This is a genomic window from Bacteroides intestinalis DSM 17393, from assembly GCF_000172175.1.
Taxonomy (GTDB): Bacteria; Bacteroidota; Bacteroidia; order Bacteroidales; family Bacteroidaceae; genus Bacteroides; species Bacteroides intestinalis.
Genome location: NZ_ABJL02000007.1, coordinates 297664 through 310354, shown reverse-complemented (window position 1 = coordinate 310354; position 12691 = coordinate 297664). Strand labels below are relative to the sequence as shown.

The following is a 12691-nucleotide window of genomic DNA, read 5'->3' as shown; positions in this document are numbered from 1 at the left end:
CAAAGTTTATTAAAGCCCTAGTTTTGCCGAAATCTCCAGCATCCTCTTGATAGGCTTCACTGCTTTCTCGGCAATTTCAGGATCTACTATTATTTCCGGAGATTCGTCTTTCAAGCAATTATAAAGCTTTTCCAGCGTATTTAATCTCATGAAGCTACATTCATTGCAGGCACAGGTACTATCGTTAGGAGGAGCCGGAATAAACGTCGTTTGCGGACATTTCTTCTGCATCTCATGAAGGATGCCCGATTCGGTAGCAACAATATACTCTTTCTCGGGATGATTCACTGCATACTTCAGCAATGCTGCGGTTGAACCTACCACATCAGCCAACTTCAAAACTACACTCTTACATTCGGGATGTGCCAAGACCACTGCATCGGGATGCTGCGCTTTTAATTCAACAATCTTTTCAACCGAGAATTGTTCGTGTACATGGCATGCGCCGTCCCATAATAACATATTGCGCCCCGTGATAGAGTTAATATAATTCCCCAGATTTCTGTCAGGACCAAAGATTATTTTCTCATCTTTGGGGAAACTTTCCACGATCTGCTTCGCATTGGTAGAAGTTACCACAACATCTGTCACTGCTTTCACGGCAGCTGTCGTATTCACGTAAGATATCACCGTATATCCGGGATGCTCTTTGACAAACTGACTGAACTTGTCCGCCGGACAACTGTCCGCCAACGAACAACCGGCTGCCATATCAGGAACCAGCACTTTCTTATTCGGACAAAGCACTTTGGCTGTTTCACCCATAAAGTGAACACCGCACATCACAATGATATCCGCTTCCGTTTTAGCTGCCCATTGAGCTAATGCCAGACTATCGCCGACGTAATCGGCTATATCCTGTATTTCCCCCTTCTGGTAATAGTGCCCCAGAATAATCGCGTTCTTCTCCTTTTTAAGTTGCTTGATAGCTTCTATGAGATTATTCATAATTATATTTTTTATTTCTCTTTCTAATTTAAAAATCCTTTGATGGTGATGATAGGCTGTTAATAGTGTCGACAAGTAAATACGATTTTTCTTGCCGGAGAAGTTATTAGTATGAGATAAAACTTTATTCGTACGTTATCAACGGGCAAATAAAAGGTATATCTCTTGATAATAAGCCATCTATAAAACTCTTTCAACACCTTGTTGATAAAGTGCAAAGTTAATAACTTTATGGTTATAAACCGGTGTAATAGGGCTGAAAAATGTGTTTATATAACCTCAGAAAGTTTCTCTTAACTTTTTTGGAATGTTCATTTCGGTGGATGCATATACGTTGTTTTGAATATTGCAAGAATTATTTTTGAATTTCTTTCCCTACTCTTTTGACAGCTTTTCAACGGTTATTAACAGGGATGTGAACGGAAAGAAGTATCTTTGCAACAGGAATAAAAAGATAACGTATAAGTACGTTGTTTGTTCTACACTTGTGTGGCTTGTCTGTAATGCTTGTGTTGTATAAATGAAACACAAGTGTGGTGCAAATAAAACACTTGTGTTAAACAAGTCTTTGTAAATCAATCTATTAATAAAAGCTATTTAAAGAGTATAGTTGTCATGCGTAAACTGAAAATAACAGAACTGAATCGTATTAGTATAGAGGAGTTTAAGGAAGCTGAGAAGCTGCCTCTGATGGTGGTATTGGATAATATCCGCAGTCTTCATAACATTGGTTCTGTATTTCGTACTTCGGATGCTTTCCGGGTGGAATGTATCTACCTGTGTGGCATTACAGCTACTCCGCCCCATCCTGAGATGCATAAAACAGCTTTAGGTGCTGAATTCACTGTCGACTGGAAGTATGTTGATAACTGTGTTGAAGCTGTTGATAACCTTAAAAAGGAAGGATATACTGTTTATTCCGTAGAGCAGGCGGAAGGCAGTATCATGTTGGATGAGTTGTCTTTAGACCGTACTAAAAAGTATGCAGTAGTTATGGGCAATGAGGTGAAAGGAGTTCAGCAGGAGGTTATTGACCATTCTGATGGATGTATTGAGATACCCCAATATGGTACGAAACACTCATTGAACGTATCTGTAACTGCCGGTATCGTTATCTGGGATTTATTTAAGAAACTGAAATAACAAGGTGTTGATAAGTTGTTTGAACCCTGTTCAAACAGTGGTCATCATGTCCTTATCGATAGAGAAATGAACAATGGTTCATAGAAGTTTTCAACATAGATAAGTGTTTGAAATACATGGTTTTCTATAATGACTGTTTTTCATTACTAACAATGTTCTTAACATTATTAGAGCTGTCCGCTTTCTACCAACAGAATAACCCGTTCGGTAAGCGCATCATCTCCAGTAGGGTCATATTGTTTTTTCAGACTGGCACCGAACAGTGCGGCGAAAGTCTGATAGAAACCTGCTTTAAAAGGTCCCATGAAGGCTTTTACCAGTTCGTAACCCGTGGAATTGGTTTGGCGGTCCACTAACTTGATTAATAACTTTCCTTGAGAGAAAGAAAGCTTTTTCATGCGTGGAGTATATTGTTCTTTCAGGCTTTTTTCTACCGCTTTCATGTGTTTCTGACGGCTTTTCTCATCAGGTAAAGTCATCATATATTCGTAAGTTTCAATAACTGCGCGGTTGATTTCTTTGGAGATAGGCAATACCTTCTTTACGTTATATACCAGTCGGTTATATTCATTCAACTGTTTTTTGTTCTTGAATTTGAGAGGTTTGAAAATATAAACGGTAGGTATCTTTATATACGGGATAGTGTCTCCTTCGTAAATGCACATAGGAACCAGGTATCCTTCGGTTTTCGTTTCCTGTGCCTGGCATAGGGAAGTTCCGAACAGAAGGAAGACTACGATAATGAATATGTTCAGCCGTGCGTTCATGCCACAAAATTAAGTGTTTATCTTTATATTTGGTTTGATTGTCGATGTTTTCCTTGCCTTGTTAACTTATTTATGGTAATTTCGCGACAATTAAACTTATTTACACGAATGAAATTACTCAAGTTGGGAGTTTTTCTGAGTATGCTGTTGATGACTCCTGTACTTGAAGCCCAAAATACAAGTGTGTCCCTATGGGAAGAGAACATAGAGCAACTCTCTATGGATGAGGAAGAAAAGAATTGGGAAGATGAGCTTGAAGAGCTTTCCGATCGTTTGCACGAACCTGTTAATATTAATGTTACTACTAAACATGAATTAGAGCAATTTTCTTTTCTTTCGGATATTCAAATTGAAAATATCTTGGCTTATGTGTATATACACGGGCAGATGCAAACTATTTATGAACTGCAATTGGTGGAAGAAATGGATAAGCATACCATTGACTTGCTACTCCCTTTTGTTTGTGTGCATCCTGTTGCGGAAAAGAAAGGTTTTCCCCGGTTGAAAAGTCTGTTGAAATATGGTAAGCAGGAGGTATTAACCCGGCTGGATGTGCCCTTTTATATCCGTAAAGGTTATCAGAAAAATTATTTGGGACCTGCAATGTATCATTCTCTGAGATATGGGTATCGTTATGGAGATTACCTCCAAATGGGAGTTACAGCAGAAAAGGATGCAGGAGAACCTTTCTTTGCCTTGCATAATGAAAAAGGATATGATTATTATTCTATTTACTTTCTGCTTCGTAATCTGGGTAAGTTGAAAACGTTGGCATTGGGAAATTACAGATTAAGTTTCGGGCAAGGGTTGGTAGTCAGCACTGATTTCCGTTTAGGGAAAACTTATTCTCTCTCAACGGTGGATAACCGTAATAGTGGTATCCGGAAGCATAGTTCTACGGATGAATATAATTATTTCAGGGGTGCTGCGGCAACAGTGGAGGTTATCCCTGCACTTCAGTTATCCGGTTTTTATTCACATCGTTCTATGGATGGAGTCATAGAAGGGAATGAAATTACCTCTATTTATAAAACCGGATTGCATCGTACGGAGAAGGAAGCAGATAAAGTAAATGCTTTCACTTTACAGTTGATGGGTGGAAATATTACCTATGAAAAGAACAATCTAAAAGTAGGAATGACAGGTATTTACTACTTTTTCAACCGTAGTTATCAACCGGTATTAAGAACCTATGCCAAGTATAATCTGCAAGGGAATTACTTTCATAATGTGGGGGTAGATTATAAATATCGTTGGAATCGATTTACTCTGACAGGTGAAGCAGCTATGGGTAAACAAGGTTATTCACTGTTGAACCAGTTGAAATATAACATATTAACCGGTTATCAACTGCTGATTGTTCATAGATATTATAGCCATGATTACTGGGCAATGTTTGCACGTTCGTTTGGTGAAAGTAGTGCACCGCAAAATGAAAATGGTTGGTATCTGGCTACCGAAGCATCGCCTTTGGCACATTGGAAGTTCTTCGCTTCTTTGGATTTATTTTCTTTTCCCTGGTGGAAATACCGCATCAGTAAACCGTCGCAAGGTGTGGATGGTATGTTTCAATCACTCTATTCTCCTAAGCGAAATTTATCTATGTATGTTAATTATCGCTATAAGCGAAAAGAGAGAGATGTGGCGGGTACGGATGGAAAAGTTATCCTTCCTACTTATCAGCATAGTCTTCGTTACCGACTGACTTATTCACCGGATCATCTACAGTTACGAACAACGGTGGATTATAATCATTTTCATTCGCAGGGGCAGGAGGGAAGCCAGGGATATCAGTTTACACAATCCTGCTCGTATGCTTTTTCTTTTCCTATAAAGATATCTGTGCAGGGTACTTATTTCCATACGGATGATTACGATTCCCGTATTTATGCTTCTGAAAAAGGATTGCTTTATACCTTTTATACACCTTCGTTTTATGGGCAAGGATTTCGTTTTTCTGCTTGTGTCCGGTATGATGTGAACAAAGTTTTTATGTTCCTTGTTAAATTCGGGCAGACTATCTACGAAGATCGTGAAAATATTGGTTCGGGTAACGACCTGATACAAGGAAACAAAAAAGCCGACTTACAAATGCAACTTCGTATAAAGATTTAGTTAACTTTGCCGTTATAAACGCTGAAAATACTGTATTTGTTTTTTATAGTAATTCAGTAATTTGAATCGTCAATTGTCAAATAGTAAATAAAATGACTGTAATTTATCCGTCTCCCATTTTCGGTCCTGTTCATTCCCGCCGTTTGGGAGTATCCTTAGGGATTAACTTGTTGCCGGAAGATGGTAAGGTGTGTTCATTCGACTGCATTTATTGTGAATGCGGTTTCAATGCAGACCATCGTCCCAAGAAAGCATTGCCTACCCGCGAAGAGGTTCGCGATGCTCTTGAAGCCAGATTGCAAGATATGCAACAGAACGGACCTCAACCGGATGTATTGACCTTTGCCGGAAATGGTGAGCCTACAGCTCATCCGCATTTTCCTGAAATCATAGAAGATACGTTGATGCTTCGTGATAAGTATTTCCCGAATGCCAAAGTCAGTGTATTGAGTAATTCCACCTTTATTCACCGCCCTGCAGTGTTTGATGCGCTGAATAAGATAGATAACAACATATTGAAACTTGATACGGTAGACGAGGATTATATTCATACTGTGGATCGTCCTACAGGGCATTATTCCATAGACGAAATCATAGAACATATGAAAGCTTTTCAAGGAAACTGCATTATTCAGACCATGTTCATGAAAGGCAGTTATCAAGGGAAAGACGTGGATAATACTTCGGATAAGTACGTTCTTCCGTGGCTGGAGGTTGTGAAAGAGATAAAACCCCACCAGGTGATGATTTATACCATTGATCGTGAAACACCTGATCATGATCTTTGTAAGGCTACTCATGAAGAACTGGACCGCATTGCTTCTTTAATTAAAGAAGAAGGTCTTCCGGTTAGTGTTTCTTATTAAGCGGTTTACAGGAGCTATATATCCAACGTATTGGGTCTATATATCCAATGTGTCCCATCTATATATCCAGCGCGTCCCATCTATATATCCAATATATTGGGTATATAGATCCTGCAAACGGGAAATAATGGAGTAATAAGCGTTTGAATTAAGACTATATAAAGTAACGGATTAGTTTCGATTATAATCGAAACTATTGGTCTTCAAGAGAAGATATACGTCATGTACAAGTATGGAATTTATCAGAAATATTAAAGTGAATAATTTTATAATATGCATACAATGAAACCTATTGCAATTAAAGACCTTTCAGAGAACTTCTTTGAAGTTATTGGTAAAGAATGGATGCTAGTGACGGCAGGTAATAAAGATCATTTCAATACGATGACTGCCAGTTGGGGTGGTATAGGCTTCCTATGGAACAAACCAGTGGTCTATATCTTTATCCGTCCGGAACGTTACACGTTTGAGTTTATTGAGAAGAGTGAATACTTCACGCTTTCTTTCCTGGGAGAAGAGAATAGAGCTATCCATAAGATATGTGGAAGCAAGTCGGGTAGGGAAGTAGACAAGGTAAAAGAGACGGGACTGAAACCGGTTATTACTGAAAAAGGAAATATTCTTTTTGAACAAGGACGTCTCAGTATGGAATGCCGTAAGCTCTATACGAATGTAATGAAAGAAGATTGTTTCATTGATCCAAGTGTTTGTAAGCAATGGTATGGTGGTGCCCATGGCGGTTTACATCATATTTATGTAGCAGAGATTACTGGAGCATGGATGAGAGAATAAATATCTTTAATAATATAAAGGAGGGAATGATTTTTTCATTCCCTCCTTTATATTATTACCTTGTTTTACTCATTCAATAATTCTTTCGATCTTTCCAATGCCACATTGATATTCGGGCAGATATTCTTTTCACCCAGAAGCTCATAGAAACCGGATTTTTCCAACGCTTTGTGTACTTTTTCATTCACACCGGAAAGTACGATTGTTGTCTTCTCCCGTTGCGCCATCTGGCAAAGATTGGTTAGATTGTGAATACCTGTTGAATCGATGAAAGGTACTTTCCTCATACGTATAATGCGCACTTTAGGACGGTCTCCCAGTCTGGACATGATTTCCTCAAATTTAGTGGCAATACCAAAGAAGTAAGGACCGTTTATTTCATATACTTCCACACCCTTAGGGATGGACAAGTTTTCTTCTTCTTCTTTGCTGGCAGATTCTTCATTCAGATTTATCTCATCTTTAATAACAGAAATTTCAGTGGTTTCCATAACGCGATGCATGAAAAGTACACAAGCTATGACAAGACCCACTTCAATAGCGATGGTTAAGTCGAAAATTACTGTCAGGAAGAAGGTAATCAGCAATACAGTGACATCTGATTTCGGATTCTTCAGCAATGCCTTGAACGTACGCCATCCACTCATATTATAAGAGACTATTACGAGTACACCTGCCAGACATGCCATTGGAATATATTGTGCCAAAGGCATAAGGAATAGAAGGATAAGCAAAAGCACCATTGCATGTATCATACCTGCAACAGGGGTTTTACCACCATTGTTTATATTGGCCATTGTACGTGCAATAGCACCGGTGGCAGGAATACCACCAAATAAAGGTGTTATTAGATTGGCAGCTCCTTGTGCTATCAATTCCGTATTGGAATCATGCTTGTCACCGATAACACCATCTGCTACCGTGGCAGAAAGCAGTGATTCGATGGCTCCTAATACTGCAATGGTAATGGCTACAGGGAATAAGTCCTGAATAGCTTCCCAGTTCAGTGAAGGCATTACTGCGTCCGGCAGTTCCGCTTTGATGCTGAAACGGTCACCAATGGTATCTATACAGTTGATTCCGGCATAAGTCTTCATCAAATATACCGCTACTGTTACTACAATGATAGCAATCAGCGATCCCGGTATCTTCTTTGAGAATTTCGGGGTTATGGCAATAATTACAATACTTACAATGCTGACAATCGTATTCCACCAGTTAATGGTGTCGAAATGCTGGAAATAAATCATCCATTTCCCGACAAAATCTCCGGGAACCTTTTCACCACCGAAACTAAGTCCGAAAATATCAGCTATTTGGGTGGTGAAAATAGTGACAGCAATACCACTGGTAAATCCTACGATGATAGGATAAGGGATAAACTTAATTACGGCACCCAACTTGAATATCCCTAACAGAATAAGAATGATTCCCGCCATTAGCGTGGCAACAATCAATCCCGCTTCTCCGTATTGCTGGATAATGCCGTAAATAATAACGATAAAAGCTCCTGTAGGACCACCGATCTGTACTTTGCTACCTCCCAACATGGAGATAATAAATCCGGCAATGATTGCCGTGATAATACCTTTCTCGGGTGATACACCGGATGCAATACCAAATGCAATGGCAAGCGGGAGAGCAACGATACCTACTATGATACCGGCCATCAGGTCTGCCATGAATAATTCTTTCGAGTAGTTCTTCAAAGCCGTGAATAGCTTTGGTTTGAATTCGAACGCTTTCATAAATAATCTGTACTTTTTGTGAAACGAGGTGCAAAATTAGACAAAATAATGCATATATTGGTTGATTGCTTTCAAATATATTATATTTGCAACAGCTAACTGTAATATTATGAAATCACGACTGCTTATATTCTTTCTTTTCCTTTCTATTTTTAATATATATGCTTCGGATGTGAAGTTTTATAATATTAATACGATGTATGGAATTTCCATGCGGGAGATGGCTTCTGTCTGCAAAGATGAGAATGGTTTTATTTGGGCTTCTTCTAAAACGGGTATATTGAGAATTACGGAAAGTGATTATCGCATCTATCAGCTTCCTTATAAAACAGCCAATATCATTAATGTCAAGCTGGCCTATAATAATTCGTTTTTAATAGCATATACGAATAATGGCCAATTCTTTCATTATAATGAACTGTATGACCGGTTTGATTTATTTCTGGATCTTAGGGTTTCATTAAAAAATTCTTATTTAAGTGTAGGCAAAGTTGTTATTGATGATGAACAGGCTCTCTGGATTCCCACTTCCGGAGGATTGTGTAAATATAAGAATGGAATGTTTTCCCAAATAGGCGAGAAACAAATCATGACACAGAGTATAGTACCTTATGATCAGACACATTTGCTTGTAACACATCAGGATAGCATTAGTTTGCTGAATATGAATACATTGGAACAAAAAAGTGTATATGAAATAAATAATACTTTTCAGATAAGCAGTCTTTTTTATGATAATAAAGGAGAGGTTTTATGGATAGGGACTTCTACTGACGGTCTTTTTTATCTGGACATGAAAAAAAAATCGTTATTGCCATTTTCTGATTTTCCAAAACAGCCAATCGGAGTGATAACGGAAAGTTCTGATTCAACATTATTGGTTGGGATTGACGGGCAGGGAGTATGGGAATTGGATAAGGATAAAAAAACGGTTCTGAACATTCTGAAAGAAGATATTGATAATCCTTTCTCTCTTCGCGGGGATGGAGTTTATGATATTTATTGTGACGGTAAGCAAAGAGTATGGGTCGCTACCTATACAGGTGGACTTTCTTTTTTCGACTGGAAGTCTCCATTAATTAATCAAATTACCCATCAGGTTAATAATCCGAATTCTTTAGGGAATGATAATGTAAACAAGATACTTGAAGATAGCAAAGGAGATATCTGGTTTGCTACGAATAATGGGATAAGCAGGTGGAGAGTAGCCACTAATGAATGGGATATTTATTATCAGAATAAACAGGCACAGGCACAGGTATTTCTGGCATTATGTGAAGATAATGAAGGAAACATCTGGGCGGGGTCGTTCTCATCCGGATTTTATGTTTTAGATCGGAATACCGGAAAAGAATTGGTTCATTATCCACGGAATACATCGGATTTGAAGTCTGATGGTAAATTCATAATGAATATATATAAGGATAGCGAGGGTGATATTTGGATTGGGGGTATCCAAGATGTAATATGTTATTTGACGAAAGAAAAACGTTTTCATACGTATGGTGCACAGCCCATGCGTACGTTTATGGAGTTTTCTCCAGGAAAAATGTTGTTGGCCTGTACTTATTCTGTGCTTTTGTTAGACAAAGAAACAGGGCAAATATCTTTTTTACCAGAATGCCTTGCACAAGATATTTTAGTAATGGAGGATGATATTTGGGTGGCTACTTCCGGAGACGGATTGCTACACTATAATTATACGAATCGTGAAACTCATAAAATAACAGTGGAATCCGGATTGCCATCTAATTATGTTAACAGTGTTATGTATGATAATGGGTATCTATGGTTAGGAACGGAAAATGGATTGTGTCGCTATAATCCTGCCGACAGTACGGTACATACTTATTATTCCACTTTGGCTCTTTCCAGTGCTTCGTTCAATGTGAATGCCAGCTGCAAATTACGCAATGGCGAATTGATGTGGGGTACCAATAATGGAGCGGTAATGTTTAATCCAGATAAGTTATATCATACCCAGCTCAACGGGCAGATTTATTTCCAGAATATCAATATTTCCGGTAGTTCTATCAGAGAAAATCAGGATTTGTTGCGTGGAATCCCGGTAAATAAGCAAACTGATATTTCATTCAAATATGATCAGAATACTCTGACGCTTGAGGTATTGCCTATTGGTGTTTCTTCCAAAGAAATAAAATTTTCATGGAAAATGGAAGGTCTTGATGTGGAGTGGTCACATCCTTCCAGTCAGCAAATAATTACTTATACCAATATTCCTAATGGTAATTTCCGGCTTAAAGTAAGAATGTACAATAATTCACTTTCTCAGATAGTTGATGAACGTACATTGGATATACACGTTATTCCGCTTTACTGGCAGACGTGGTGGTTCCGCCTGGTGATATTCATTATTATAATGAGTACTACATTCTTTGTGCTTAAATTCTATATAAATCGTTTAAAACAGCGCCATGCCGAAGATAAAATTCGTTTTTTCACAAATACTGCTCATGATCTTCGTACATCGATAACGCTGATAAATGCACCTATTCAGGAATTGAATAAAGAGGAAGAATTGTCAGAGAAAGGACATTATTATCTGAATCTGGCTATGGAACAGTCTGAACGCTTATCTAATGTTGCAACCCAACTTCTGGATTTCCAGAAAGTAGATATGGGAAAAGGACAACTGTTTTTGGTAATGGTTGATATTGTTAATTTGGTATATAGGCGGAAAACGATGTTCAAGTCTACAGCAGGGAAAAAGAATGTTATATTAGAGTTTGTCTCTAACAAGGAATCTTATATGTCAGCTGTCGATGAATTGAAAATAGAGAAAGTCGTTGATAATTTGATATCTAATGCAATCAAATATTCCCATACGAATGGTAAAGTGGAGCTTACATTGAATTGTAATGAGTACTATTGGAGCTTGGAGGTAAGAGATTATGGATTGGGTATCTCGGATAATGCTCAGAAAAAGTTGTTCAAAGAGTTTTATAGGGGAGATAATAAGGTTAATTCACGCATGGTAGGTTCCGGGATAGGCCTGTTGTTGGTGAAAAATTACGTTTTGATGCATGAGGGAAAAGTCTCGCTTGAAAGTAAGGAGAATGAAGGTTCTTTATTCAAAATAAACATCCCTTATAAAGAAGTGGTTGAAGTTGCACCTGTTGGACATGAAGAACTGGGTAATATCATATCTGCCGATGGTCCGTCTGATCAGTCGGAATATAAACAGGAAGATGATAGATCCGGAAAGAAGAAATCTATATTAATCGTAGATGATAATAAGGATTTGCGGAACTTCCTGAAGTGTTCTTTTGAAAATCAATATTACATTTTAGAGGCTGGCAATGGCAATGAAGCATGGGAATTGCTTCAGAAAGAATCTCCTGAATTGACTATTTCGGATGTGATGATGCCTGATATGGATGGGTTTGAGTTATGTAAATTGATTAAATCTACTTTTGAAACTTCGCATATTCCGGTAATCCTGTTAACTTCACTTTGTGATAAAAGTGACCAATTGGAAGGTTTAGGTCTGGGGGCAGAAGATTATATCACAAAGCCTTTTGATATATCACTTTTGGAGCAACGGATAAAGTCCCTTATGCGAAACAGGGAAATTGTCAGAGAGAAAGCTTTGAAATTGATAAAACCGGAGAATGATGAGCAACAGGTTATTTTGGCGAATGAGCTTAATGATCAGTTTGTGAAAAAAGCCGTGGAAGTAATTCATAATAATATGCAAAATCTGGATTTTGACAAAGAAAGCTTTGCTATGGAAATGCATGTGAGCGGTTCACTATTATATAAAAAAATAAAAGCATTGACAGGTCAATCACCTATTGAGTTTATTAAATCCATTCGTTTAAACCGAGCTTTAGAATTACTCCAATCTCATAAATACACCATCACGGAAGTTAGCGAACTTTGTGGTTATTCCAGTATCAGTTACTTTAGTACGGTATTTAAAAAGTACTTTGGTAAGTCTCCTACAGAGGTCTAATTTACTTCTTTTTCCTATTTTTTATCGTTTGTAGTATAGATTATCTAATATCTAAAATTATATATCTAATATCTAAAAGTGTATTGGGTACACTTCTGTAGCTTTGTGTATCGATGTACGGAATGTATGTCGATGGAGTTATTGTAATGTTAAATCTAATCAAGTTAATCTTATGAAATGTATGTATGATGATGACGGTTAAGTCAGCTATTTATGTAAAGATTGTAAAATCAGAGATAACCGTAACGATACATATCACTTTCGGTAATCTGCAATGAGTTTTACGTAGCTTTGGTATTTAAAGGGGGGCTGGTACCAATGACTACTATTAGTAAT

General features: G+C 37.9%; 8 protein-coding genes. 5 read left to right on the top strand and 3 right to left on the bottom strand.

Annotated elements, in window-relative coordinates; translation table 11 throughout:
* Positions 1-9: 9 nt before the first annotated feature.
* Positions 10-1029: a quinolinate synthase NadA gene (nadA, locus tag BACINT_RS05210; RefSeq protein WP_167507420.1), complete on the bottom strand. Its 1020-nt coding sequence runs from the start codon at positions 1027-1029 to the stop codon at positions 10-12.
* Between the two features lie 534 nt (positions 1030-1563).
* Here nadA and BACINT_RS05205 point away from each other — a divergent pair.
* Entirely contained in the window at positions 1564-2091 is a 528-nt protein-coding gene (locus BACINT_RS05205) for an RNA methyltransferase (protein WP_007661150.1), read from the top strand.
* A 167-nt stretch (positions 2092-2258) separates the two neighbouring features.
* On the opposite strand, the gene BACINT_RS05200 is transcribed toward BACINT_RS05205, so the two are convergent.
* The gene (locus BACINT_RS05200; RefSeq protein WP_007661149.1) at positions 2259-2858 is read right to left on the bottom strand and encodes a DUF4294 domain-containing protein; all 600 of its coding nucleotides are present in this window, start codon (positions 2856-2858) and stop codon (positions 2259-2261) included.
* Positions 2859-2966: 108 nt separating this feature from the next.
* Between BACINT_RS05200 and BACINT_RS05195 the strand changes: the two genes are divergently transcribed.
* From BACINT_RS05195 to BACINT_RS05185, 3 genes are all read left to right on the top strand, one after another.
* Positions 2967-4973: a helix-hairpin-helix domain-containing protein gene (locus tag BACINT_RS05195; RefSeq protein WP_007661146.1), complete on the top strand. Its 2007-nt coding sequence runs from the start codon at positions 2967-2969 to the stop codon at positions 4971-4973.
* Between the two features lie 92 nt (positions 4974-5065).
* A complete protein-coding gene (locus BACINT_RS05190; RefSeq protein WP_007661145.1) occupies positions 5066-5839 on the top strand; it encodes a radical SAM protein in 774 nt (257 codons plus the stop codon).
* 282 nt (positions 5840-6121) lie between these two features.
* Positions 6122-6631 carry a flavin reductase family protein gene (locus BACINT_RS05185; protein WP_044154878.1) on the top strand — a complete coding sequence of 170 codons (510 nt, stop codon included), beginning with the start codon at positions 6122-6124 and terminating at the stop codon, positions 6629-6631.
* 65 nt (positions 6632-6696) lie between these two features.
* Here BACINT_RS05185 and BACINT_RS05180 read toward each other — a convergent pair whose 3' ends face one another.
* Positions 6697-8379, bottom strand: coding sequence for a SulP family inorganic anion transporter (locus BACINT_RS05180; protein ID WP_007661143.1), 1683 nt, complete (start codon positions 8377-8379; stop codon positions 6697-6699).
* A gap of 109 nt (positions 8380-8488) precedes the next feature.
* Here BACINT_RS05180 and BACINT_RS05175 point away from each other — a divergent pair, with 109 nt between their 5' ends.
* Positions 8489-12355, top strand: a complete 3867-nt coding sequence (locus BACINT_RS05175) for a hybrid sensor histidine kinase/response regulator transcription factor (protein WP_007661142.1) — start codon at positions 8489-8491, stop codon at positions 12353-12355.
* The last annotated feature ends 336 nt before the right edge of the window (positions 12356-12691 follow it).